Source organism: Achromobacter sp. RTa (genome assembly GCF_000757485.1).
Lineage (GTDB): Bacteria > Pseudomonadota > Gammaproteobacteria > Burkholderiales > Burkholderiaceae_B > Achromobacter.
In genome coordinates this window covers 1-24,512 of sequence record NZ_JPYO01000012.1, presented here as the reverse complement: position 1 = coordinate 24,512, position 24,512 = coordinate 1, and the positions used below count along the sequence as shown (strand labels likewise).

25 protein-coding genes, 1 other RNA gene and 1 pseudogene are annotated in these 24,512 nt (G+C 64.4%); 15 read left to right on the top strand and 12 right to left on the bottom strand.

Going from position 1 to position 24,512, the window contains the following annotated elements; all coding sequences use genetic code 11:
* From JL37_RS29915 to JL37_RS04730, 5 genes and pseudogenes are all read right to left on the bottom strand, one after another.
* Positions 1-249 (bottom strand): annotated as a pseudogene (locus JL37_RS29915) (protein TolA); the annotation flags it as partial.
* Positions 250-288: 39 nt separating this feature from the next.
* Complete coding sequence (locus JL37_RS04745; RefSeq protein WP_043542407.1) at positions 289-747, bottom strand: ExbD/TolR family protein; 459 nt, start codon at positions 745-747, stop codon at positions 289-291.
* Positions 747-1,427, bottom strand: a complete 681-nt coding sequence (gene tolQ, locus JL37_RS04740; RefSeq protein WP_043542406.1) for a protein TolQ — start codon at positions 1,425-1,427, stop codon at positions 747-749. The genes JL37_RS04745 and tolQ overlap by 1 nt, the downstream gene beginning before the upstream one ends.
* Positions 1,428-1,429: 2 nt before the next feature.
* Positions 1,430-1,852, bottom strand: coding sequence for a tol-pal system-associated acyl-CoA thioesterase (ybgC, locus tag JL37_RS04735; protein WP_043542405.1), 423 nt, complete (start codon positions 1,850-1,852; stop codon positions 1,430-1,432).
* A gap of 52 nt (positions 1,853-1,904) precedes the next feature.
* Positions 1,905-3,632 (bottom strand): proline--tRNA ligase, encoded by a 1,728-nt coding sequence (locus JL37_RS04730; RefSeq protein WP_043542404.1) that lies wholly within the window; start codon positions 3,630-3,632, stop codon positions 1,905-1,907.
* A 65-nt stretch (positions 3,633-3,697) separates the two neighbouring features.
* Between JL37_RS04730 and JL37_RS04725 the strand changes: the two genes are divergently transcribed.
* The 6 genes from JL37_RS04725 to JL37_RS04700 all read left to right on the top strand — a co-directional run bounded on the left by JL37_RS04725 (position 3,698) and on the right by JL37_RS04700 (position 9,806).
* On the top strand, positions 3,698-4,270 hold the full coding sequence (locus tag JL37_RS04725; RefSeq protein ID WP_042796390.1) for an RNA pyrophosphohydrolase: 573 nt from the start codon (positions 3,698-3,700) through the stop codon (positions 4,268-4,270).
* Positions 4,251-4,946 carry a response regulator gene (locus JL37_RS04720; protein ID WP_043542403.1) on the top strand — a complete coding sequence of 232 codons (696 nt, stop codon included), beginning with the start codon at positions 4,251-4,253 and terminating at the stop codon, positions 4,944-4,946. The genes JL37_RS04725 and JL37_RS04720 overlap by 20 nt, the downstream gene beginning before the upstream one ends.
* Positions 4,947-5,006: 60 nt before the next feature.
* Positions 5,007-6,539: a sensor histidine kinase gene (locus JL37_RS04715; protein ID WP_052096860.1), complete on the top strand. Its 1,533-nt coding sequence runs from the start codon at positions 5,007-5,009 to the stop codon at positions 6,537-6,539.
* Positions 6,540-6,800: 261 nt separating this feature from the next.
* A complete protein-coding gene (locus tag JL37_RS04710) occupies positions 6,801-7,229 on the top strand; it encodes a tripartite tricarboxylate transporter TctB family protein (protein ID WP_043542409.1) in 429 nt (142 codons plus the stop codon).
* Between the two features lie 6 nt (positions 7,230-7,235).
* Positions 7,236-8,765 (top strand): tripartite tricarboxylate transporter permease, encoded by a 1,530-nt coding sequence (locus JL37_RS04705; RefSeq protein ID WP_043542402.1) that lies wholly within the window; start codon positions 7,236-7,238, stop codon positions 8,763-8,765.
* Positions 8,766-8,876: 111 nt separating this feature from the next.
* Entirely contained in the window at positions 8,877-9,806 is a 930-nt protein-coding gene (locus tag JL37_RS04700) for a glyoxylate/hydroxypyruvate reductase A (RefSeq protein ID WP_043542408.1), read from the top strand.
* Here JL37_RS04700 and JL37_RS04695 read toward each other — a convergent pair.
* Positions 9,800-10,735: a LysR family transcriptional regulator gene (locus tag JL37_RS04695; protein WP_043542401.1), complete on the bottom strand. Its 936-nt coding sequence runs from the start codon at positions 10,733-10,735 to the stop codon at positions 9,800-9,802. The genes JL37_RS04700 and JL37_RS04695 overlap by 7 nt on opposite strands.
* 111 nt (positions 10,736-10,846) lie before the next feature.
* On the opposite strand from JL37_RS04695, the gene JL37_RS04690 reads away from it, so the two are divergent.
* Positions 10,847-11,476, top strand: coding sequence for an FMN-dependent NADH-azoreductase (locus JL37_RS04690; RefSeq protein WP_043542400.1), 630 nt, complete (start codon positions 10,847-10,849; stop codon positions 11,474-11,476).
* A gap of 66 nt (positions 11,477-11,542) precedes the next feature.
* On the opposite strand, the gene JL37_RS04685 is transcribed toward JL37_RS04690, so the two are convergent.
* The 4 genes from JL37_RS04685 to JL37_RS04670 form a co-directional block, all read right to left on the bottom strand.
* On the bottom strand, positions 11,543-12,448 hold the full coding sequence (locus tag JL37_RS04685; RefSeq protein ID WP_043542399.1) for an NAD(P)-dependent oxidoreductase: 906 nt from the start codon (positions 12,446-12,448) through the stop codon (positions 11,543-11,545).
* A gap of 58 nt (positions 12,449-12,506) precedes the next feature.
* A complete protein-coding gene (locus JL37_RS04680) occupies positions 12,507-14,111 on the bottom strand; it encodes a gamma-glutamyltransferase family protein (RefSeq protein WP_043542398.1) in 1,605 nt (534 codons plus the stop codon).
* A 184-nt stretch (positions 14,112-14,295) separates the two neighbouring features.
* A complete protein-coding gene (locus JL37_RS04675; RefSeq protein WP_043542397.1) occupies positions 14,296-15,801 on the bottom strand; it encodes a tripartite tricarboxylate transporter permease in 1,506 nt (501 codons plus the stop codon).
* Between the two features lie 13 nt (positions 15,802-15,814).
* On the bottom strand, positions 15,815-16,279 hold the full coding sequence (locus JL37_RS04670) for a tripartite tricarboxylate transporter TctB family protein (RefSeq protein WP_043542396.1): 465 nt from the start codon (positions 16,277-16,279) through the stop codon (positions 15,815-15,817).
* A 476-nt stretch (positions 16,280-16,755) separates the two neighbouring features.
* Between JL37_RS04670 and JL37_RS04665 the strand changes: the two genes are divergently transcribed.
* The 4 genes from JL37_RS04665 to JL37_RS04655 all read left to right on the top strand — a co-directional run bounded on the left by JL37_RS04665 (position 16,756) and on the right by JL37_RS04655 (position 18,603).
* Positions 16,756-17,202 (top strand): hypothetical protein, encoded by a 447-nt coding sequence (locus JL37_RS04665; RefSeq protein ID WP_043542395.1) that lies wholly within the window; start codon positions 16,756-16,758, stop codon positions 17,200-17,202.
* Complete coding sequence (locus tag JL37_RS04660; protein ID WP_043542394.1) at positions 17,202-17,513, top strand: cell division protein ZapA; 312 nt, start codon at positions 17,202-17,204, stop codon at positions 17,511-17,513. Before JL37_RS04665 ends, JL37_RS04660 begins: the two co-directional genes overlap by 1 nt.
* Positions 17,514-17,560: 47 nt before the next feature.
* Positions 17,561-17,745, top strand: a non-coding RNA gene (ssrS, locus tag JL37_RS29910) — 6S RNA.
* Positions 17,746-17,841: 96 nt separating this feature from the next.
* A complete protein-coding gene (locus JL37_RS04655; RefSeq protein WP_043542393.1) occupies positions 17,842-18,603 on the top strand; it encodes an SIMPL domain-containing protein in 762 nt (253 codons plus the stop codon).
* On the opposite strand, the gene lgt is transcribed toward JL37_RS04655, so the two are convergent.
* The gene (lgt, locus tag JL37_RS04650) at positions 18,578-19,366 is read right to left on the bottom strand and encodes a prolipoprotein diacylglyceryl transferase (RefSeq protein ID WP_043542392.1); all 789 of its coding nucleotides are present in this window, start codon (positions 19,364-19,366) and stop codon (positions 18,578-18,580) included. The two genes, JL37_RS04655 and lgt, sit on opposite strands and share 26 nt — an antisense overlap.
* A 127-nt stretch (positions 19,367-19,493) precedes the next feature.
* Here lgt and ilvD point away from each other — a divergent pair, with 127 nt between their 5' ends.
* Genes ilvD through msrA form a run of 3 tightly spaced genes read left to right on the top strand, consistent with a single transcriptional unit; the run spans position 19,494 to position 22,075 of the window.
* Entirely contained in the window at positions 19,494-21,179 is a 1,686-nt protein-coding gene (ilvD, locus tag JL37_RS04645) for a dihydroxy-acid dehydratase (protein WP_043542391.1), read from the top strand.
* Positions 21,163-21,498: a c-type cytochrome gene (locus JL37_RS04640; RefSeq protein WP_043542390.1), complete on the top strand. Its 336-nt coding sequence runs from the start codon at positions 21,163-21,165 to the stop codon at positions 21,496-21,498. The genes ilvD and JL37_RS04640 overlap by 17 nt, the downstream gene beginning before the upstream one ends.
* A 22-nt stretch (positions 21,499-21,520) precedes the next feature.
* Positions 21,521-22,075, top strand: coding sequence for a peptide-methionine (S)-S-oxide reductase MsrA (msrA, locus tag JL37_RS04635; protein WP_043542389.1), 555 nt, complete (start codon positions 21,521-21,523; stop codon positions 22,073-22,075).
* A 119-nt stretch (positions 22,076-22,194) separates the two neighbouring features.
* Here msrA and hppD read toward each other — a convergent pair whose 3' ends face one another.
* Complete coding sequence (gene hppD / locus JL37_RS04630) at positions 22,195-23,307, bottom strand: 4-hydroxyphenylpyruvate dioxygenase (protein WP_043542388.1); 1,113 nt, start codon at positions 23,305-23,307, stop codon at positions 22,195-22,197.
* 155 nt (positions 23,308-23,462) lie between these two features.
* Between hppD and JL37_RS04625 the strand changes: the two genes are divergently transcribed.
* Positions 23,463-23,939 carry an Lrp/AsnC family transcriptional regulator gene (locus JL37_RS04625; protein ID WP_043542387.1) on the top strand — a complete coding sequence of 159 codons (477 nt, stop codon included), beginning with the start codon at positions 23,463-23,465 and terminating at the stop codon, positions 23,937-23,939.
* Positions 23,940-24,512 lie beyond the last annotated feature (573 nt).

Here is a 24,512-nt window from a genome sequence, read left to right as displayed (position 1 = left end):
CTCCGGCTTGGGTTGCGGCTTGGGAGGTTCGGGCTGGGGCGTGGGGGGCGGCGAGACGGGCGAATTGCCGTCGGCCCAGAGTTCCACCTGCACGGGGCCGGGGTTCTCGGAGCGCCAGTTCACGCCAAAGATCAAGACGATCAGCAGCAGCAAATGCACCGCCACGGCCAGGAGCAAAGCCTTCCGGTTGTCGTGGTTGGGCGGGGGGGCCGGAGGGCCGCTGCGATGTCGAATAATGGGTGGCGTCATGAGCGTTGCATGCCGGCGGCGCCGGCGGAAGGCGTCGCGTTAGCGTTTTTTCGCGGGTGCGGGCTGGGGAGCGCCGGAGGATTGGTCCACCAGCAGACCCAGGCGGGTGATGCCGTTGGTGCGCAATTCGTCCATGACCTTCACCACGGTCTCGTACGGCACCTTGCCGTCGGCGGCGATGACCACCGGCGTTTCGGCCGTGATGCGCGAGCGCACTTGCGCCACCAGCTCGGGGCGCGCGATGTCCTGCGGTGTGGCGCCGGGTTCGCGCATGCGCAGGGCGAGCTTGCCGTCTTCCGAAATCTGGACTTCCAGCGGCTTGACCGGCACCTCGGAGGCGGCGCCTACCGAGGGCAACTGGATCAGGCCGGGAGTAATGAGGGGGGCGGTCACCATGAAGATGACCAGCAGCACCAGCATGACGTCGATGTACGGCACCACGTTGATGTCGGCCTTCATGCGGCGGCCGGCCCTGCCGCGTGAGCTTACCGAAGGCATTAGCGCACCTGCCGTTGCAGAATGTTCAGGAATTCATCGACGAAGCTGTCGAAACGGATCGAGATGCGGTCGATGTCGTTGGTGAACCGGTTGTAGGCGACGACGGCCGGGATGGCGGCGAACAGGCCGATCGCGGTGGCGATCAGCGCTTCCGCGATGCCGGGCGCCACGGAGGCCAGCGTGGCCTGCTGCATGTTCGACAGGCCGATGAAGGCGTGCATGATTCCCCAGACCGTGCCCAGCAGGCCGATATAGGGCGAAACGGAGCCGGCGGAGGCCAGGAAGTTCAGGTGCGACTCCAGCGAGTCCATCTCGCGCTGATAGGCGGCGCGCATGGCGCGGCGCGGGCCGTCCAGCACCGCGGTGGCGTCGCCCGACGCGTTGCCGCGGCGGGCCTTGAGGAATTCCGTCATGCCGGCATCGAAGATGCGGGCAAGGGCGCCTTGCTCGTCGCGGCGCGAGGCCACAGCCTGCTGCAGCATGGACAGGTCGCCGCCCGACCAGAAATCGTCTTCGAAACGGCGGGTCTGGGCATGGGCGCGCTTGATGGCCAGGCGCTTGGCGAAGATGTAGGTCCAGGACATGATCGAGATGCCCAACAGCATCAGCATGATCAGCTGGACCGGCACGCTGGCGTGGGTGATCAGCGAAAGCAACGACATGTCGTTGGTGACTTGCATGGTTATTCCTGAATGAATTTCAGTTTGGCGCGAACGTCAGCCGGCAATTCCGCCGGCCGCATGTGAATGGCATCGACGCAGCAGACTTGGATATTGCCTTCGGCAAGCAGTTCCCCGTCGCGCTCCGCGCGCTGCGCGAAGTGTATCGAAGCGCGGCCCAGTCGTGTGACCCGGCTGCGTATGGTAAGCAAATCGTCCAGCCTGGCGGGCTTCCGGTAGGACATGTCCAGCGCGCGGACAACGAACAGCCGTTGCTCGCCGGCGGCCAGGGCGGACTGGTTGACTCCCAGGTTGCGCAGCCACTCCGTGCGAGCGCGCTCCAGGAATTTCAAGTAGTTGGCGTAGAAAACCACCCCGCCTGCGTCCGTGTCTTCGTAGTAGACACGGACTTGCAGGATGGATTCTGGGGACTTCGGGTCGGTCACGATGGGCAGATTTCAGGGTCGGGACGCGGAAAGTCCATAGTTACTATAGGGTTTACAGGGTGTCGAGCTTCGTCAGCACGGCTTCCAGCGCGGACTCTACCGGAATCTTGGCTGCCTCGGTTTCCCGACGGGCCTGCAATTCCACCACACCATCGTTCAGGCCGCGTTCTCCAACTGTTACACGCAGCGGCGCGCCGATCAGCTCCCATTCAGCAAACATCACGCCCGGGCGGGCATCGCGGTCGTCCAGGATGACGTCCACGCCGCGCGCCAGCAGCGATTCGTACAGCTTCTGCGCGGTGTCACGCACGGTTTCACTTTTACCCCAGCCCACCGGGCAGATCACGACCTCGAAAGGCGCGATCGCGCGGGGCCAGATGATGCCGCGGGCATCGTGGTTCTGCTCGATCGCCGCGCCCACGATGCGGGTCACGCCGATGCCGTAGCAGCCCATTTCCAGCACGGCCGGTTTGCCGGTTTCGTCCAGGAAGGTGGCCTTGAGGGCTTCCGAGTACTTCTTGCCCAGGTAGAAAACGTGGCCCACTTCGATGCCGCGCTGGATGGAGAGCGTGCCCTTGCCGTCGGGCGAGGGGTCGCCCGCGACGACGTTGCGCAAGTCCGCCACCAGCTCCGGCTCGGGCAGGTCGCGGCCCCAGTTCACGCCCTGGATGTGGAAATCTTCCTTGTTCGCGCCGCAGACGAAGTCGGCCATGTTGGCCACGGTGCGGTCGGCGATGACGTGCACCGGGCGGGCGGTCTTGACGGGGCCCAGGTAACCGGGCTTGCAGCCGAAGTGCTCGACGATTTCGGTTTCCGTGGCGAAGCGGAAGCCGGCCAGGCCGGGCAGCTTGCCGGCCTTGATCTCGTTGAGCTCGTGGTCGCCGCGCAGCAGCAGGAGCCAGATGTCCGCGCCCTTTTCGCCGTCGGTGGCCAGCACGATCGATTTGATCGTGCGTTCCAGCGGCAGGCCCAGGAGCTTGGCCACGTCTTCGCACTTGGCCGCGCCCGGCGTAGGCACGTCGGCCATGGCCTGGGCCGGTTCTGCGCGCGTGGGATACAGCGTGGGCGCCTCGGCCAGCTCGATGTTGGCGGCATAGTCCGATTCGGCGTTGTAGACCAGAAGATCCTCGCCGGTTTCGGCGATCACCTGGAATTCATGGCTGCGGGTGCCGCCGATCGAGCCCGTGTCAGCCGCCACCGCGCGGAATTCCAGGCCGAGGCGGCCGAAAATGCGCATGTAGGCGTTGAACATGATGTCGTAGCTGCGCTGGGCGCCGGCTTCGTCGCGGTCGAAGGAGTAGGCGTCCTTCATGGTGAATTCGCGGCCGCGCATCAGGCCGAAGCGCGGGCGGCGCTCGTCCCGGAACTTGGTCTGGATGTGGTAGAAGTTCAGCGGCAGCTGGCGGTAGCTGTGGATTTCATTGCGGGCGATGTCCGTAATGACTTCCTCGGACGTGGGCTGCAGCACGAAATCGCGCTGGTGCCGGTCCTTGATGCGCAGCAGTTCGGCGCCGTACTGCTCCCAGCGGCCCGATTCCTGCCAGAGCTCGGCCGGCTGGACCACCGGCATCAGCAGCTCGATGGCGCCCGCGGCGTTCATCTCTTCCCGGACGATGGCCTCGACCTTGCGGATGATCTTCAGGCCCAGGGGCATGTAGGTGTAGATGCCGCCCGCGAGCTTGCGGATCATGCCGGCCCGGGTCATCAGCTGGTGGCTGGCGACTTCGGCCTCGGACGGGGCTTCTTTGAGGGTGTTGATGTGGTAGTTGGATGCGCGCATGTTTAAAGGTGGCAGCAGATACGTATAATCGACCGTAATTGTATTGAATTCGGTGGGGGTGGCCCATGCTTGACCGCGAAGGCTACCGCCCCAATGTCGGCATCATTCTCGTCAACGGTAGAAACGAGGTCTTTTGGGGCAAGCGTATCAGGGAACATGCATGGCAGTTCCCTCAGGGCGGCATCAAATATGGCGAAAGCCCGGTGCAGGCCATGTATCGCGAACTCCATGAAGAGGTGGGCTTGAAGCCCGAGCATGTCCGTATTTTGGGGCGTACACGCGATTGGTTACGTTATAACGTGCCCGATCACTTCGTCCGGCGTGAGTGGCGCGGCCACTATAAAGGACAAAAACAGATTTGGTTCTTGTTGCGCCTGGTCGGACGCGACAGCGACGTGTGCCTGCGCGCGACGCAGCATCCGGAATTCGATGCCTGGCGCTGGAGCCAGTATTGGGTGCCGCTGGATGCCGTGATCGAGTTCAAGCGAGACGTCTACACCCAGGCGTTGAACGAGTTGTCGGCTATCCTCTTTCGGCGGCATCACGAAACCCGCTACTTGCGCCAACGGGTGCACGGACAGCGGGCGGCAGAGAATTTGCCCGAAGGAACGGACGGTCATGCGCATATTGTTGGTTGAAGACGAACGGGACATGGCGTCCTGGTTGATGCGCGCGCTCGCCCAGAGCGGGTTCGTGCCGGACCACGCCGCGGACGCCAGGACGGCCGAGGCCTTCATGGCGGGCACGGAATACGACGCCATCGTCATGGATTTGCGCCTGCCCGACAAGCACGGCCTGGTGGTCTTGCGTGAAATGCGCAACCGCGACGACCGCACGCCGGTCCTGCTGCTGACCGCCCAGGGCGCCCTGCAGGACCGCGTGCGGGGCCTGAATCTCGGCGCGGACGATTTCCTGACCAAGCCCTTCGCCCTGGAAGAACTGGAGGCGCGGCTCACCGCCCTGGTGCGGCGCAGCCGCGGCCGCCAGCATCCGCGCCTGCAGTGCGGCTCGCTGTCCTACGACAGCGAAAGCCGCGCATTCACGCTGGATGGCTCCCTGCTGTTCCTGACCCCGCGCGAGCACGCCGCCCTGGCGGCGCTCTTGACCCGCAGCGGCTATCCGGTGGACAAGTCCCAGTTGTTCGGCAAGGTCTTCACGCACGACAGCGAAGCCAATCCCGATGCGATCGAGGTCGTGCTGCACCGGCTGCGCAAGAAGCTGGCGGGCAGCGACGTGCGCATCGTGACGGTCCGCGGGCTGGGCTACATGCTGGAAAGCGTGGCCAGCGAGCCCGCGGAGCCCACGGGCTCGTAGCCTCCGGCAGGCGCCTGGCATGGCCACCCCTATCCGCTGCCGTTTCGGCGCGAAGCGCCCGTGAGCCTCCGGCTGCCGGGGCTACCGCGCGTCGGCATCCGCGCGCTGTTGATCATCCTGCTGCTGCCGGGCGTGGTGGTGTTGCTGGTCGTCGACAGCCTGAACGATTACCGCACCCTGTCCGAGATCACCAACGAAGCCTACGACAGCGCGCTGGTGGAGCCGGCCCGCGTCCTGGAAAGCAGCCTGGAGTTCACGCCGGACGGCAAACTGCAGGTCGCCACGCCGCTTTATGCGCAGGTGATGCTCGAATCGCGGGCAGGCCTGCGCAAGTACTTCCGCATCGAAGAAATCGATCCGCCGCTGCCGGATGGCTCGCCGGTGCCCAAGGACCAGGGCAAGACCTTGCTGGGCATGCCGGAAATGCCCCGCCCGCCCAATTGGCCGCGTTCCAATGGCCAACCCGTTTTCTACGACAGCGCCTATCGCAACGACCCCGTGCGGGTCGTTTCGGTGGTGCGGGACCTGTATTACCAAGGACAGCACCGCCAGGTGCTGGTCGTCGTGGCGGAAAGCACCGGCAAGCGCATCGAGGCCGAGAACCGCGCGCGGCGCCAGGAGATCCTGCGCGATACCCGCATGCTGGCGCTGGTGGTGCTGCTGGTCTGGTGGGGCGTCTCCTGGGCGCTGAAGCCGCTGCGCCGGCTGCGCAACGACATCCGGGGGCGCCGCCCTGACGATCTTACGCCGCTGGATGCGTCGCGCGTGCCCAGCGAAGTGGCTCCCCTCGTCGACGCCGTCAACCACCACATCGCGCGCTACCGCCGGGTGCTGGACGAACAGTCGCATTTCCTGGCCGACGCCTCCCATCAATTGCGCACGCCGCTGGCCATCATGCTGACGCAGGCGCAGTATGCGCTGCGCGAACGCGATCCGGCGCGCGCGCAGGAAGGCTTGCGAGCCATCGTCGATCAACTGGGCCGCACCCGGCGCCTCACCGAACAGCTGCTGTCCCTGGCGCATGCCAACCAGGCCGACCAGCTGCCCAGGCAGTTGCTCGACATGAACGCCGTGTCGCGCGAGGTGGTGCTTCAGTACCTGCCGCTGGCACACGAAAAGCAGCAGGATCTGGGGTGGGTGCAGGCCGGCGCCAAGGACGGGCAGGATACGCCCGTGCCGGTTTCGGGCAACGAGGCCGAACTGCACGAGGCGCTATCGAACCTGGTTCACAACGCAATCCACTACGCGCCGGCGGGCGCGCGCATCACCGTATCGGTCTGCCGCGTGGAGAACCGCGCTGAGGTCGCCGTGTCCGACAACGGGCCCGGCCTGGAACCCCTCCTGCGCCAGCGCGCCTTCTCGCGTTTCGAGCGGGTCGGCACGGACAAGCCGGTCACCTCGTCGGGTTCGGGCCTGGGGCTGGCGATCGCACGCGCCTACGCGCGCCGCAACGACGGCGACATCGAACTGCGCGACGGCGAACCCAATGCGCAGGGCGGCGTCGGCCTGTCCTCCGTGCTGTGGCTGCCGATCGCCTCGACGGTCTCGCAGTATCCGCGCCCGCTCGATGTCGAACTCAAAGGCGACCAGTAACGTCTCCCCGCGCCGCTTTCACCGCTGCTTACACATGAAATTCGCCTTCCGGTCAGGGATTACCCCTGGATTCAGGAAGGCGACAGCGCACAGAAAGCGAATTCGCAGCTTCCTTCCTTAATCTGCGCTCCGGCCTTTCGTCAGAGGCCGGGTGGCGTCCGTTCCGGGCGGCACATCGAGGGCCGGCATGTGCCCTGCACCAGGAAGGAGGATGACGTGCAAAAAACAATCAACAGGAAGGACTACTACGGCGGAGCGCTGATGGTCCTCATCGGGTTGGGGGCGATCTACGGCGGGACCGACTATCACATCGGCACGCTGAGCCACATGGGCCCGGGTTTCTTTCCGGCGGCGCTGGGCGGCCTGCTGGCCCTGACCGGCGTGCTGATAGCGATATCGGCGCGTTCGGGCGAGACGACGGCGCCGGCGCCAGGGGATGGCCATGCGCACGGGCTGCCGGATTTCCGCGGCGGGGCATGCATCCTGCTGGGCATCCTGGCCTTCCTGCTTCTGGGCCATTATGGCGGCCTGCTGCCCGCCACGTTCGCCGTCGTCTTCATCTCCGCGCTAGGCGATCGCAAGAACACGATCAAGCAGGCGTTCCTGCTTTCGATCTCCATGGTCGCGATCGCGGTCGTTGTTTTCTGGTGGGCGCTGCAACTGCAGCTGCCGCTGTTTCGCTGGGGTTGAAGCGCCATGATTTCCCAATCCTTGATGGACCTCTGGTACGGCTTCGGCGTTGCCTTCCAGTGGCATAACCTCATGTGGTCGTTCTTCGGCGTGCTGGTGGGCAACCTCATCGGCGTGCTGCCCGGCATGGGTGCGCTGTCGGCCATTTCGATCCTGTTGCCGCTGACCTATGTCATGCATCCGGTGCCCGCCATCCTGATGCTGGCGGGCATCTTCTACGGTTCGCAATATGGCGGCGCCATCGGCGCGATCCTGCTCAACCTGCCTTCGCACCCGCCTCACGCGGTTACCTGCCTGGACGGCTATCCGCTGACCAAACAGGGCAAGGGCGGCACGGCGCTGGGCATCACGATGATCTGCTCGTTCTTCGCCGCGTCCGTGGGGATCATCGTCATGATCTTCGCCTCGCCGCTGCTGGTGGAGATCGCGTTCAAATTCGGCCCGACGGAAATCTTCTCGATCATGCTGCTGGGGCTGCTGGCGGGCGCGACGATGTCCCGCGGCTCGCCGCTGAAGGGCGTGGCGATGACCTTGTTCGGCTTGATGTGCGGCGTGGTGGGCACGGACGTGAACACCGGCACCATCCGCTTCTCCTTCGGCCTGCTGGATCTGTCCGACGGCCTGGAACTGGTGGCGATTTCGATGGGCCTGTTCGGCGTGGCCGACTTCCTGATGAGCGTCAATCGCATGAGCATCATCGGCAGCGGCGCCAAGCTGCGCCTGAAAGACATGCGGCCCAGCCGGCAGGAGCTCAAGACGGCCTTCTGGCCCATGGTTCGCGGCACGACCGTGGGCACGCTGTTCGGCGCCATGCCCGGCACCGGTCCCACGATCACGACGTTCGTGGCCTATGCGCTGGAGCGCAAAATTTCGAAGACGCCGGAAAAGTTCGGCACCGGCATGATCGCCGGCGTGGCTTCGCCCGAAGCCTCGTCGCATTCCAAGACGCAGGTGGATTTCATCCCGACGATGAGCCTGGGCATTCCGGGGGACGCCGTGATGGCGCTGATTCTGGGCGCGCTGCTGATCCAGGGCATCCAGCCGGGCCCGCAGCTGATCACCGAGCATCCGGACATCTTCTGGGGGCTGATCGCCAGCTTCTGGGTGGGCAACGTGCTGCTCATGGTGCTGAACGTGCCGCTGATCGGCGTGTGGGTGAAACTGCTGCAGGTGCCTTACCGCTATCTGTTCCCCTCCGCGCTGTTCTTCATTGCGGTGGGCGTGTTCAGCACGCAGAACAGCCTCTTCCAGATCTGGGAAGTGCTGGCGTTCGGCGTGATCGGCGCCATCCTTATGACCCTGGAGTTCTCCGTGGCTCCCATCCTGCTCGGCTTCGTGCTCGGACCGATGGTGGAAGAGAACTTCCGCCGCGCGCTGCTGTTGTCGCGCGGCGATCTGGGGGTGTTCATCGAACGGCCGATCAGCGCGTGGTTCATCGCCGCGAGCGCCTTGCTGGTGCTGTTGCAGGTGTGGGCCTTCCTGCGCCGCAGCCGGAACAAGGGCGGGGACAAGCCCGAAGTGCCGCAAGCGGCCTGAGCGGGGCTGCATTCACGGTCGAGAACGGCCCGGCTTTCGCCGGGCCGTTTGATTTGTGCGGCGGCTTCCCTCATGCTTGGGGTTCCCTGAGTTCCGCACTTGAACGCCACCATGCACATACTCTTTGCCTGCCCCCACCACGATCCCGATGCCTGGGTTCCCCGCCTGGAAGCCGCCATGCCGGGCTGTCGCATTTCGGTCTGGGACCCCGAAGGCCCGCCGTCGGGAGCGGACGTCGCCCTGGTCTGGCGCCCGCCGGCCGAGCTTTTCAAGCATGAAACCGGCCTGACGACGCTGTTCAATCTGGGCGCGGGCGTCGATGCCCTGCTGAAAATGCCCGAGATCCCGCCGCATGTGCGCATCGTGCGCCTGGAAGACGCGGGCATGGCGGTGCAGATGGCCGAATACGCGCTGTATGCGCTGCTGCGCGTTTCGCGCGATTTCGAAGCCTTCGACCAGGCCCAGGCGCGCCAGCATTGGGACACGCGCGAAGGCACGCGGCCGGCCGATTGGCCCGTGGGCGTACTGGGGCTGGGGCAGGTGGGCCTGCGCGTGGCGCAGACCCTGGCCGATTTCGGCTACCCCGTGGCGGGCTGGTCGCGTTCGCCGCGCGACATCCCGGGGGTCGAGTCCTTCGCGGGCGAGGCCGCGTTGCCGGCGTTCCTGGCCCGCACGCGCTTCCTGGTGAATGTCCTGCCGCTGACGCCTGACACCGTCGGCGTCCTCAACCGCGATACGCTGTCGCAACTCCTGCCCGGCGCCCATCTCGTCAACGTGGGCCGCGGCGAACACCTGGTCGAGGACGATCTGGTCCAGATGCTCGAAGAGGGCGAGATCGCCGGCGCCACGCTGGATGTGTTCCACACCGAGCCCTTGCCGCGGGACCACCCGTTCTGGCACGACCCCCGGGTTCACGTCACGCCCCATATCGCGGCGCGCACGCTGCGCGACGAAAGCATCGAGCAGATCGCGGGCAAGGTCGCCCAAATGCTGCGCGGCGAAGCGATCAGCGGCGTGGTGGAGCGCTCGCGCGGTTATTGAGCCGCCGGGGCGGGGGCTTTTTCCAGGCGCTGGTACATGGACGGCAGGCGTTCCGACAGGAAGTCGAGCAGGGCGCGTACGGCGGGCATCATGCCCCGCCGCGATGGATAGATGCAGTGCACGATTCCTTCGGGCGACTGCCACTGGGGCAGCACCGGCACCAGCTGGCCGCGCCTCAGCTGTTCATGGGTCGCGATTGAAGGCAGCAGCGCAATGCCCCGGCCGCGCACTGCCGCTTCGGTCAGCACGATGAAATCGTTGCAGGACAGTTGCGGCTTCAGTTCGACGTGCACTTCTTCGCCTTTGTCGTTGCGCAGCGGCCAGCGCACTTCGTGTTGCGGGTCGCTGAAACTCAGCGTGGTGTGGGTGGCCAGGTCCTGCGGCGTGTCCGGCACGCCGTGGCGCTGCAGGTAGCCCGGGCTGGCCACCAGTGTGCCGCGCGCCGTGCCGAAGTGGCGCACCACCAGCTCGGCGTCCGTGTCCAGCTTGGTGCGCACGCGCAGCGCCAGGTCGACTCCCTCGCGTATCAGGTCCACGCGGCGGTTGGTCACCAGCAATTGCACGGATATCGCCGGCCAGGCGTCCAGGAACTCGGGCAGCAGCGGCGACAGCACATCCTGCGCGATGGAAACCGGGCAGCTCACGATGACCGGCCCGCTGGGCTCCGATTGCAGCTGGCGCATGGCTTCGTCGGCCGCGCGTGCGGAAGCCGCCATTTCGCGGCAATAGTGCAGGTAGCGTTCGCCGGCCGAAGTCAGGCGCAGCCGCCGGGTCGTGCGTTGCAGCAGGCGCACGCCCAGGCTTTCCTCCAGGTGCGATATCCGGCGCGACAGCCGGGATTTCGGGATGTCCAGAGCCCGCGCCGCGGCGCTGAAGCCGCCTTGCTCGACGACTTGGGAAAAATAGTAGAGGTCATTGAGATCTTGCATGATTGTTCTGTACCTGGAACGAACAGTTCATGATAACCGTATTTATGTGAACAATTAACCCATCTACAGTGACGCCATGCATTCGGCATCTGCCCACTGGAGAAATTTGCAATGAAGACCCTGGTTATCCTTTCCTCGATTCTCGGCGACCGTTCCAACAGCAAGCAATTGGCTGATCACCTGATTGCGCGCATCAAGGCCGCCAATCCCGCCGCGTCCATCAAGGTGCGCGACCTTGGCGCGCAGCCCATCCCGTATTTCGACGGCAATACCGCCGGCGCGCTGTTCACCCCGGCGGACGCTCGCACCGTCGAGCAGCATCGCATCGTCGAAATGAGCGACGCGCTGGTCGCCGAACTGATGGAAGCCGATCGCATCGTCTTCGCGGTGCCCGTCTACAACTTCAACCTGCCCGCGCAGTTCAAGAGCTATCTCGACCACGTCGCCCGGGCCGGGATCACGTTCCGTTATACGTCCGAAGGCGTGCCCGAGGGCCTGGTCAAGGGTAAGCAGGTGTTCGTGCTAACCGCCCGGGGCGGCAAGGCCGAAGGCACGCCGTCCGACACGCTGACGCCCTATCTGCGCCAGATGCTCGGCTTCCTGGGCATGGACGATGTGACGTTCATCGCCGCCGAAGGCATGGCCATGGGCGAAGTCGCTGCGCTGGAAGGGATCGCGCAGGCCAAGCAGCGCATCGATGCGCTGGTGTCCGACTCGGCGCCGGCCGGCCTGGCGGCGTGATCCCGGGCGCAAGCACGAAAAAGGCGAGCCGCGGGCTCGCCTTTTTGCTTGCCGGGCGGGCGACGCTCAGTCACGCAGGCGCTTGATCAGGCTGGAGGTATCCCAGCGGCCGCCGCCCATTTTCTGGACATCGCCGTAGAACTGGTCCACCAGCGCGGTCAGCGGCAGGCGCGCGCCGTTGTGGCGGGCCTCAGACAGCACCAGGCCGAGGTCCTTGCGCATCCAGTCCACGGCGAACCCGAAGTCGAACTTGTCGTCGACCATGGTGCCGCCGCGGTTTTCCATCTGCCAGCTTTGCGCGGCGCCCTTGCTGATCACGTCCAGCACCAGCTTCATGTCCAGGTCGGCCGCCTGGCCGAAGGCCACCGCTTCGGACAGCCCCTGCACGACGCCGGCGATGCAGATCTGGTTGACCATCTTGGCCAGTTGGCCGGCGCCGGGCGGGCCGACGAGCGTGACGGCGCGTCCGAAGCATTGCGCCACGGGCTTGACCGCATCGAACACGGCCTGTTCGCCGCCGCACATGATGGTCAGCACGCCGTTGACTGCGCCCGCCTGTCCGCCCGATACGGGGGCATCCACGAAGTTCAGGCCCAACTCCTTGGCCTGGGCGTAGAGTTCGCGCGCCACGTCGGCCGACGCCGTCGTGTGGTCGACGAAGACGGCGCCGGGCGCCATGCCCGCGAATGCCCCGTCCGGGCCGAGCACGACGCTGCGGAGGTCGTCGTCGTTGCCGACGCAGGCGAACACGATCTGCGCGCCCGCGACGGCCTCGCGCGGCGTGGCCGCGCGCTTGCCGCCGAACTCGGCCACCCAGGCCTGGGCCTTAGCCGGCGTGCGGTTATAGACGGTGACGTCGTGTCCTGCACGGGCCAGGTGGCCCGCCATGGGCAGGCCCATCACGCCCAATCCGAGGAAAGTGACTTTTTGGGCTACAACCGCGTCGTAGCTCTTGGTACCGATCGTTGCCATGCAGGGAACTCCGCTCTATGAGGGTAAGGTCAGTCTGAGGACATTAACCTTAACGCAATCAAAAGCCCGCGGCGAGCCCATCCCGGCGGCTGTCGCTTGCGCTGACGTATCCGTCCACGGCCGGATCGCCCAGGCGCCAGATGAATTGGCCCGATCCGAAGTCCATGTAGGGGTCTTCCAGCCCTTCCAGGACATGTCCCCGCGCGCGCAGGCCCTGAGCAATGGACGGAGCCATGCCGGCCTCCAGGTCCACCGTCAGCCCGTGGTTCCATTTCCAGCGAGGCGCGTCGCAGGCGGCCTGCGGCTGCTGGCCGTAGTCCAGCATGCGCACGAGCGCCTGCACCTGCCCCTGGGGCTGCATATTGCCGCCCATCACCCCGAAGCTCATCACGGGGGCGCCATCGCGCATCAGGAAACCGGGAATGATGGTGTGGAAGGGCCGCTTGCCGCCGGCCACCACATTGGGATGGCCGGGATCGATGCTGAAACAGTGCCCGCGGTTCTGCAGGCTGACGCCGGTGCCAGGCACCACCACGCCGGAACCGAATCCCATGTAGTTCGACTGGATGAAGCTCACCATCATGCCGTTCCGGTCGGCGGCCGTCAGGTACACCGTGCCGCCCCGGGGCGCGTGGCCGCTGGCGAAGTCCCGGGCGGCGCCGGGGTCGATCAGGCGCGCGCGTTCGGCCAGGTAGCCCGGGCGCAGCATCTCTTCGGGCGTCATGCGCATGTGGCGCGCATCGGCCACGTGTGCGTAGACGTCGGCGAAGGCCAGTTTCATCGCTTCGATCAGCAGATGCTGCGTATCGGCGTGATCGACCGGGCGGGCCGCCACGTCGAAGTGCTGCAGGATGCCCAGCGCGATCAGCGCGGCGATGCCCTGGCCGTTCGGAGGGATCTGGTGCACGGTATGGCCGCGGTACGGCTGGCTGATCGGAGACACCCATTCCGGCGTGTAGTCGCGCAGGTCCGCGAGCGTCAGGGCGGCGTCGTGCGCCTGCGCATGCGCCACCAGCTTGTGCGCCGTTTCCCCTTCGTAGAAATCCCGTCCCCCGGTTGCCGCGATGCGCCTGAGGGTGGCCGCGGCCCCGCGCAGGACGAAGTGTTCACCGACTTGCGGGGCGCGTCCGCGAGGCAGGAAATGGTCCGCGAACCCCGGCTGGGGCTGCAGGAAGTCAGCCTGCGCGGCCCATTTCTCTTGCACGACCGGAGACACGGCAAAGCCGCGCTCGGCATACTCGATGGCGGGTTCGAGGACCTCGGCGAAAGCAAGGCTGCCCAGTTTTTCGTGCAAGGCAGCCCAGCCCGCCACGCAGCCGGGCACGGTCACGCTGTCCCAGCCCCGAGCAGGGATAGCGCCCTGATGCTTGCGGCGGAAGTAATCCGGATTCCAGGCTGCGGGCGCTGTCCCGGAGGCATTCAGCCCGTGCAGTTTCGAGCCGTCCCAGATGATCGCGAAGCAGTCCGATCCCAACCCATTGCTGACTGGTTCGGTCAGGGCCAGCGTTGCCGCCGCCGCGATGGCGGCGTCGACGGCATTGCCGCCCCGGGCCAGGATCCGCAGGCCGGCCTGGGCAGCCAGCGGCTGCGAGGTGGCAACGATGTTGCGGGCAAATACCGGCCGGCGCGTGCTGGGGTAGGGGTTGTTCCAGTCGAAATTCATCTCGAATCATCGCGTGGGGTAAACCCGTAGCTTAACGTAGAAGAACCAGGCTTCGGAACAGCCCGTATTGTGTTGTATTGATTTGTAGCTTTTGCCGTGCCAGGCGCGGCTGCAAAAAAAAGCCCCCGGACCGGGCCGGGGGCTTTTTGTGCAGAGGCCGCCGCGAGGGGCGGCAGGCAGTGCTTTAGTCTTCTTCGACGAAGGTCTCTTCGCGCTTCTTGCGAATGGCGGGCAGGGCCACCAGGATCACCAGGAAGACGGCGATGGCCAGAAGCGAAGCCGACAGCGGACGCGTGACGAAGGTGCTGAAGTCGCCGCGCGAGAGCAGCAGCGCACGGCGGAAGTTTTCTTCCATCATGGGGCCCAGGACCAGGCCCAGCAGCAGCGGCGCGCCTTCGCATTTCAGCTTCGACCACACGTAGCCGATGATGCCGAAGATGGCGGTGGTGAAGATGTCGAAGGTGTTGTAGTTCAACGAATACACACCGATCGTGCAGAACACCAGAATCGCCGGGAACAGGATGCGGTAGGGCACCTTCAGCAGCTTGACCCACAGGCCGATCAGCGGCAGGTTCAGCACCACCAGCATCAGGTTGCCGATCCACATCGAGGCGATCAGGCCCCAGAACAGCTCCGGGTGGCTCGTCATGACCTGCGGGCCGGGCTGGATGTTGTGGATGGTCATCGCGCCGACCATCAGCGCCATCACGGCGTTGCCCGGGATGCCGAGCGTCAGCAGCGGGATGAACGAGGTCTGGGCGGCGGCGTTGTTCGCCGACTCCGGGCCAGCCAGGCCGGCCGGGTGGCCCTTGCCGAAGCGCTCCGGATTCTTCGAGATCTTCTTTTCCAGCGTGTAGGACGCGAACGAAGACAGCACGGCGCCGCCGCCCGGCAGGATGCCCAGGGCCGAACCCAGGGCCGTGCCGCGCAGCACGGCGGGAGCGGCTTCCTTGAATTCCTGCTTGTTGGGATACAGCGAGCCGATCTTGTCGGTGATGTCGACGCGGTTTTCCTTCTGCTCGAGGTTGGTCATGATTTCGGCGAAGCCGAACACGCCCATGGCCACGATGGCGAAGTCGATGCCGTCCTGCAGTTCGGGGATGCCGAAGTCGTAGCGTGCAACGCCCGAGTTCACGTCGGTGCCCACCATGCCCAGCAGCAGGCCCAGCAGGATCATCGCGATTGCCTTGGGCAGCGAACCCGAGGCCAGCACCACGGCGCCGACCAGGCCCAGGCACATCAGCGAGAAGTACTCGGCGGGGCCGAACTTGAACGCGACCTCAGCCAGCGGAGGCGCAAAGCCGGCCAGCAGCAGGGTAGCCACGCAGCCTGCGAAGAACGAACCCAGGGCGGCGATGGCCAGGGCGGCGCCGGCGCGACCGTTGCGGGCCATCTGGTGCCCGTCCAGCACGGTCACCACCGCGGACGTTTCCCCTGGCAGCGCCACCAGAATGGCCGTCGTGGAGCCGCCGTACTGGGCGCCGTAGTAAATGCCTGCCAGCATGATCAGGCCGGCCACCGGGGGCAGCACGTACGTGATCGGCAGCAGCATCGCGATGGTCGGGACCGGGCCGATGCCCGGCAGCACGCCGATCAGCGTGCCCAGAATGCAGCCCAGCAGGGCGTAGGCGAGGTTCTCGGGCGTGAACGCAACCGAGAAACCCATCATCAGGTGATCTAGCAATTCCATGGCCGATAGCTCCTTAGTTCATGCCCAGGAAGGACGGCCACAGCGGGAAAATCAGCCCCAGCCCCTTGACGAACGCCAGATACGAGAAGATCACCAGGAAGATGCCGTTGGCGACGGCGACTTTCAGGCTGAACTCGTGGCTGGCCAGGCTGCTGACGACAACCAGTACGAACACCGAGATGTAGATGCCCAGCAGTTTGAGGATGAAGCCGTAGAGCACGACCGATCCGACCACCAGGAAGACGATGCGCCAGTCGAACTTGTCGACGTGCGTTTCATGGGCTTTCTTGGACAGCGAGCCAAGCAGCACGATGGCGCCCAGCAATGCGAGAACAATGCCTAGCCAGAAAGGAAAATACCCTGGGCCCATCCGTGCGGCAGTACCCATTTGGTAGCTGCTGGCCTGCCAGGCGAATCCCAGTCCAAGGGCGATGAACATCACCCCCGACCAGAAGTCCTGTCGATTGCGTAGCTGCATGATTGGTTGGCTCCTGTTTACAGCATGTAGATAAAAAAGGGTTTGTAGCCGGATGGCCCGTCGAAAGGCGGGTGACAGGCACAAAAAAGGCACTTCGGGGTGCCATTTATTCTTCTGAAAGCGACGGCGTGGTTTCTTGAAAGGGCGAATGGTAATGGACGCCTGCCACGCTGCAAACCCTGTAAGCTCGGTGAAAGCCTGGGGTTTTCCCTAAAATTCGGGAACTCCCGACCCCGAGTTGTAACGAGGCTGGAGGTTTGAGGGTTTTTTGAAAGCTAAGTGAAAGTTTATAGAAAGAATTGCGAAAGCAGGATCGGCCAGATGCGGGATTTATCGCGCGGGGCTTTTTTCCGGGGCCTGGAATCGGGTAAGGTCGCAGTCCCGAGTCACAGTCGTAATTCCTACTGAATATTGCCGGGTTTCTCACCTTGCGTGAAGAGGCCCTCTACAACCCAGGATGGTTTACGATAGCGCCCATGCTGCAAGATCTAGACCAACTCGCTGCCCGCATCGGGCAACTGGTGCAACGCACCCGCCAACTCCACGCAGAGCGTGACGCGTTGCGCGCCCGCCTGAACGAAACCGAAGCTGAACAGCGCGTGCTGAAGCAGCGCGCCGCCGAGCGCGAGGCCGAGATCGTCACGCTGCAGAGCAAGCTTCAGGAACACGACGGCGCCGTCACCGCGATGCTCGAACAGGCTCAACAGGCCGAAGTCGCGCTGCGCGAACAACTGGCCCGCGAGACCTCCGAGCGCCAATCGCTCGAATCGCGTTTCTCCGCTAGGGAAACCGAACTGCAGGGCAATCTGCAGACCCGCGACACCGAACTACAGCGCTTGCGCGTGGCCGCCGCTTCGGCCCGCGAGCGCATTGACGCCGTGCTGGCCCGCTTGCCGGGCGCGCCGTCTGGAGAGCAACACTGATGGAACGCGTAGACGTAACGATACTGGGGCGCGACTATTCCCTGGCGTGCTCCGCGGAAGAGAAGCCCACCTTGGTTGCCGCCGTGCGCCACGTCGATCAACTGATGCTGCGCATCCAAGGCACGGGCAAGGTCTCGAGCAACGAACGCATCGCCGTGATGGCCGCGCTGCAGATCGCGGGTGAATTGCTTGCGATGAAAGCGCCCGATGGTCCCTTGGGCGGTTTGGCGGTCGGCGACTTCAAGCGTAGAATCGAGGACATGAACGCAGTGCTCGATGATGCCTTGTCGGGTCAGGAAAAGCTGCTCTAGCGTTCATCGAGCTGTAATTCATTAAGCTGTAGTCAAGATTTTTCAGTTTGTCCCTGCCGTGTTCGTGACTAGGCCATACATTCTCTGAACCTATGTCTTATGGCATATTGGTTGCGGGAGTGCAGAGCTGGAGTGATCGTCTCCTGTAGACGAACCCGACGCTCTTCGGAACGCGACCACCTTGAACCTCAGGGTTCGAGATGCCGGCCTTGACGGCACAGGCGGGGCATCTATCCCAGCGGGCCTGCCATGAGCGCAGGTCCGCGCCGGGCGCCTCCTTCCTCCCCACTGTCCTTCTTTTAGTGTCAACAGGCCCTAGGACCCGTCTATGCCCAAACACTCCGTTTTTTCATTGACCAAACTCGGCGCGGCCTGCGCAGCCGTCCTTGCTCTTGCCGCCGTGCAGCCCGTGCGCGCGCAGGCGCAAGCGCCTGCCGCCGCCACGGAAGCCGCCGCGAACCGCGCGCCGGAGCTGACCCTGCAGGCCACGGCGTCTTCCGAGGTCAAGCAGGACACGGTCCGCATCTCGTTGTCCGCCGAAGTCGAAGCGCCCGATCAGCCCGCCGCGGGCAAGAAATTGACGGCCGCGCTGGATGACGTGGTGAAGCGCGCGCGCGACGTCAAGGGCGTGGAGGTGCGTACGGGCGGCTACAACATCTGGCCCAATACCAGCAGCAAGGGCAAGATCGCATCCTGGCGCGGCCACGGCGAGGTGATCCTCGAATCCAAGGACTTCGAAGCGGCTGCCGCCCTGGCTTCCAAGCTGTCGGACAAGACCGCCATTTCCAATATCGGCTTCCTGTTGTCGCGCGAGGCGCGCGAGGCCGAAGAGCGCAAGCTGCTCAAAGAGGCCGCGCAAGCCTTCAAGGACCGCGCGCTGGCGGCCGCCAACGCGTTCGGTTTCTCCGGCTATCGCCTGAGCAAGCTGGAGCTGGGCGGCTCGGGGGGCGCCGGCCCGGTGCCGATGCCCCGCATGATGGGGGCGGCCATGGCCAAGGACGCCTCGGCCGGCTATAACCCGGACGTCCCGCTCGAAGCGGGAGACGTCACGGTCAGCATCGCGGTCAACGGGACGATCGTTTTGCAGTAAGGCTGAACATGATGGCGCCCAGGGCGACCATCGGCAGGGACAGCCACTGTCCCATGCTCAGCCCGCCCGCGAGCAGACCCAGGAAATTGTCCGGCTCGCGGGTGAACTCCACGAGGAAGCGGAACGTTCCGTAGCCCATCAGGAAGAGCGCGCTCACCTGGCCCAGGGGGCGCGGCTTGCTCGAGAACCACCACAGCAACGCGAACAGCACGATGCCTTCCAGGCCCAGCTCATAGAGCTGGGACGGATGGCGCGGCAGGCCGTCGCCGCTGTCGGGAAAGACCATGGCCCAGGGCACGTCGGTGGGCCGGCCCCAGAGTTCTCCGTTGATGAAGTTGCCCAGGCGGCCGAAGCCCAGCCCCAGGGGGATCAGCGGCGCGATGAAATCGCTGACCGCGAAAAAAGGCAGCTTTTTCTTGCGTGCGAAGAGCAGCATCACCAGGATCACGCCGATCAGGCCGCCGTGGAACGACATGCCGCCCTGCCACAGGTAAAGCACCTCGATGGGGTGGGACAGGTAGTACGAGGGCTTGTAGAACAGCACATAACCCAGGCGCCCGCCCAGGACCACGCCCAGCACGCTATAGAAGATGAGGTCTTCCAGGTCGCGCACGTTGAGCGACGTGGTGTGGCCGCTGGTGATGCGCCGCCGGCCCAGCAGGTATACCAGTGCAAAGCCCAGCAGGTACATCAGCCCGTACCAGTGAATCGCAAGCGGCCCGATCTGCAGGGCGACGGGGTCGAATTTCGGATATTGCAGCATGTTCTGCCCGACACAATAAAGTTGAATGATAATAACCGGCGAGCCCTGAAGATTCGCGCGCAAGCGAACCAGCTTCCTCGGGCGCGGCCGCCATGCCCGCGCCCGATGCCGACAGGAGACACAGACCATGCCGCACAACGAACGTTCCCGCCATATCACCGAAGGTGTCGCGCGCGCGCCCAATCGCGCCATGTATTACGCGCTGGGCTACCAGGAAGCCGATTTCGACAACCCCATGATCGGCGTGGCCAACGGCCACTCGACGATCACTCCCTGCAATAGCGGCCTGCAGCGGCTGGCCGACGCCGCCATCGACGCCATCCGCGCCTCCCGCGCGAACCCCCAGGTGTTCGGCACGCCCACCATCTCCGATGGCATGTCCATGGGCACCGAGGGCATGAAGTACTCGCTGGTATCGCGCGAAGTGATCGCGGACTGCATAGAGACCGCGGCGCAGGGCCAGTGGATGGATGGCGTGGTGGTGATCGGCGGCTGCGACAAGAACATGCCGGGCGGCATGATCGCGCTGGCGCGCACCAATGTGCCGGGCATCTACGTCTACGGAGGCACGATCAAGCCCGGCCACTACAAGGGCAACGATCTGACCATCGTCTCGGTCTTCGAGGCCGTGGGCGAATACACGATGGGCCGCATGCCCGAAGCGGATTTCAAGCAGATCGAGAAATGCGCGATCCCCGGCTCGGGCTCCTGTGGCGGCATGTACACGGCCAACACCATGAGCTCCGCATTCGAAGCCATGGGCATGAGCCTGCCGTATTCCAGCACGATGGCCAACGAAGACGCGGAAAAGGTCGCGTCGGCCGGGGAATCGGCGCGCGTGCTGGTAGAGGCGGTCAAGCGCCAGCTGCGCCCGCGCGACATCATCACGCGCGAGTCCATCGAGAACGCCGTGTCGGTCATCATGGCCACAGGCGGTTCCACCAACGCGGTGCTTCATTTCCTGGCGATCGCCCACGCAGCGGAAGTGCCCTGGACCATCGATGACTTCGAGCGCATCCGTCAGCGCGTCCCGGTGCTTTGCGATCTGAAGCCTTCTGGCAAGTACGTCGCGACAGACCTGCACCGCGCCGGCGGCATTCCGCAGGTCATGAAGCTCCTGCTCAATGCGGGCCTGCTGCATGGAGACTGCGTCACGATCACCGGCAAGACCATCGCCGAAACCCTGGCCGATGTGCCCGACGCGCCGCGCGCCGACCAGGACGTGATCATGCCGCTGGACCGTGCGCTGTATCCGCAGGGTCACCTGGCCATCCTCAAGGGCAACCTGTCGCCGGAAGGCTGTGTCGCCAAGATCACCGGGCTGAAGAATCCGGTGATCACCGGGCCCGCGCGGGTCTTCGACTCCGAAGACGACGCTATGACCGCCATCATGGCCCGTGAGATCCGGGATGGCGACGTCGTGGTCATCCGCTATGAGGGGCCCAAGGGCGGTCCGGGCATGCGCGAGATGCTGGCGCCCACTTCGGCGCTGGTGGGGCAAGGATTGGGCGAAACGGTGGGGCTCATCACCGATGGGCGCTTTTCCGGCGGAACCTGGGGCATGGTCGTGGGGCACGTTGCGCCGGAGGCGTTTGTCGGCGGTCCCATCGCGCTGATCCAGGAGGGCGATTCGGTTACCATCGATGCCCACAAGCTGCTGTTGCAGCTCAATATCAGCGACGAAGAAATGGCGGCTCGTCGCCAGGCCTGGGTTCAACCCAGGCCGCGTTATACACGCGGTGTGCTTGCCAAGTTCGGCAAGCTCGCCAGCACCGCGAGCCGTGGGGCCGTAACCGATGCATTTGAAGAGTAGTTTGTTGTTGGCCGCCGCCTGCGCCCTGTGCGCGGGCGCGGCGCATGCGCAAACCACCGGTCTGGATCTCGCCAAAAGCAAGGCCTGCATGGCCTGTCACCAGGTCGAGGCCAAGCGGGTGGGTCCGCCATTGAAGAGCGTGGCCGAGCGCTACGCCGGGCAGGGCGACGCCATGGTGGATTACCTGGCAGGCAAGATCCGCGGCGGCGGCCGGGGCGCCTGGGGCGCCGTTCCGATGCCCGCGCAGACTCAGGTCGGCCAGGAAGACGCCCGCCAACTGGCGGAGTGGATCCTGTCGCTGGCGCCTCCCAAGCAATAGTTTCGATACAGAAGGAATCGTCATGGCTGAACAACCATCCCCAGGCAATGAGGTCGCCGTACTGGGCGGCGGGTGCTTCTGGTGCGTCGAAGCGGTGTTTACCGAGTTGCGCGGCGTCAAGAGCGTGCTGCCCGGCTACAGCGGCGGCCACGTGGACAATCCCAGCTACGAGCAGGTATGCGGCAAGAATACCGGCCACATCGAGGTCGCGCGCGTGGAGTTCGATCCCTCTGAACTCTCCTACAGCGACCTGCTGCGCGTGTTCTTTGCAACCCACGATCCAACCACGCCGGGCCGGCAAGGCAACGACGTCGGTCCGCAATACGAGTCCGCCATCTTCTGGCAGAACGAGGGCCAGCGCGAACAGGCGGAAGCCGTCATTGCCGAGGTCGAGGCGCAGAAGGTCTACGATGCGCCCATCGTGACCAAGCTGCTGGCTCCCGCCAGGTTCTGGCAGGCCGAAGACTACCACCGCGACTACTTTGCCCTCCATCCGGAGCAGGGCTATTGCCAGTTCGTGATTGCGCCCAAGGTCGCCAAGTTCCGCAAGCAGTTTCAGGACCGGTTGCAGAAGTAGGCGGCGTTTCCGCGCTGTTGGCGCAAAAAAAACCTCACCGAAGTGAGGTTTCAAGGCCGGGGCCGGTGCTCGGGCACCGGAGGCCAGGCCGGGGGAAGGGCTGGATTGGCAGGCGATGCTCAGTCGGCGGACTTCACTACGCCGCGGCGCATCTGATCCAGTTCGATCGATTCGAACAGGGCCTTGAAATTGCCTTCGCCGAAGCCGTCGTTGCCCTTGCGCTGGATGATCTCGAAGAAGATGGGGCCGATCTGGTTTTCGGTGAAGATCTGCAGCAGCAGGCCGCCGCCGGGGGCGCCATCCAGCAGGATGCGGTTCTTCTGCAGGCGCGCCACGTCTTCGCCGTGGTTGGGCAGGCGGCGGTCCAGCAGCTCGTAGTATGTATCCGGCGTGTCCAGGAACACGACTCCGTTCGCCCGCAGCGCCTCGATGGTGCTGTAGATATCTTCCGTCGCCATGGCGATGTGCTGGATGCCTTCGCCGCGGTACAGGTCCAGATACTCCTGGATCTGGCCTTTTTCTTCCGTGCCCTCTTCGTTGATCGGAATGCGGATATCGCCGCAAGGCGAAGTCATGGCCTTGGACTTCACGCCCGTCACCTTGCCTTCGATATCGAAATAGCGCACTTCGCGGAAATTGAAGAGTCGCTCGTAGAACTCGGCCCATTCGGCCATGCGGCCCTTGTGCACGTTGTGCGTCAGGTGATCGACCAGCGTCAGGCCGGCGCCACGGTGATTCAGGTCCGCTTGCGCGTTCGCCGGGTCCACGGGAACGAAGTCCACGTCATAGATGCTGATGTCGCCGATGCCGCCATGGCCATCCTTGCCTGCCCAGCGGTCCACCAGGTAGATGAGTGAATCACCGATGCCCTTGATCGCCGGGATGTTCAGCTCCATCGGGCCGCTGTGCGAATCGAAGCCCCAGGCGCCCAGTTCCAGGGCCCGCTTGTACGCGGCGTTGGCATCCTGCACGCGAAAGCCGATCGCACAGATGGACGGTCCGTGCAGGCGGGCAAAGCGCTGTGCGAAGGAGTCCGGTTCGGCGTTGATCAGGAAGTTCACGCCGCCCTGGCGATAGAGCGTAACGTCTTTGTGGCGGTGTTTGGCGATGGCCTTGAAGCCCAGCAGCTCGAACACCTTGCGCAACGCGGCGGGGTCCGGCGCGGCATATTCAATGAACTCGAACCCGGCGGTGCCCATCGGGTTGTCCCAGGGTTGGAATGCGCTGCTCATAAGTCTGCTCCCTTGCATCGTTTTAAGGACGACCTGTCCTTCAAGTCTAGAAGGAGATTGTAGGTAGGAACCGCGGGCAGACAATTGCAAACGTGTCGCGAAACCCATAGCTTTGGGCAATAATATTGCCGTAGAAGTAAAAATTAGGGCTATAAATGTCTGACATTGAGCTTGATAGGACAGATCTAAGGATTTTGGCGGAACTGCAGCGCGATGGGCGCCTGAGCAACCAGGAGCTGGCGGACCGCGTGTCCCTGTCCCCCAGTCCGTGCCTGCGCCGGGTGCGGCGCCTGGAAGAGAAGGGCTTCATCAAGAAATATGTGGCGCTGATCGACGCCGGAAAAGTGGGGCTGGGCCTGCTGGCCTATGTGAACATCCGCCTGAACAAGCACAGCGGCTCCAGCCATGCGCCCATGAGCGATTTCGCGCGCGACGTGCAGCTGTGGCCTGAAGTCGTGGAGTGCTACGCCATGTCTGGCGATATGGACTACCTGCTGCGCATCCAGGTGGCGGACCTGGCGCACTTTTCCCGCTTTGCGATGGATACGCTCATGCGCCACCCCGCGGTGGTCGACATGAAATCGTTCTTCGCGCTCCAGCAGATCAAGGAAACCACCGAGCTGCGGATTTAGGTCTCCGGCTCCGGCGGCGCCGTTACGGCCTCCGCTCTCCTATATAGAGGGGAGGGCGCGTTGCATTGCGCTATTAGGGGCCGTCCCCTTAAAAAATTCACTTTTCTGCAAAATAGGTGTCATGCCGGCGACACACGTTTAAATTCTGTGCTATAGTCTCGCTCCTTCGCAGTTCAAACAGTTTCTTGAGCAGCGAAGCGAAAGAAGGCAAGCAGGAAAGCAAGGTGGAATGAGTTCGGTGGCTGCGGGTTGGCTGTCGGCGCATGGCAGGTCTGGCGGGGCGAAGTTGCCCGGCAAGGCCGCCGCAAAACGAGCAGGCAGGCGTTTCGCGGTTTTGCAAGATAGGATGCAAATTAGGCAGAAGCCAGTTGCATAATCTGCAAAAGTTGTGTTATAGTTTCAGGCTTGGCAGTTACCGAAAAATTAGGGTTAACCCTGATGTTTCGATAAGTGCTAGGGCAGCGGTGATCGATGTGAAAGCGTTGGTTGCGGCGGCAGTAGTACAGAATTTAGCAGTATCGCTCTTTAACAATTAAACAACCGATAAGTGTGGGCGCTTGATGCGAGTGCATC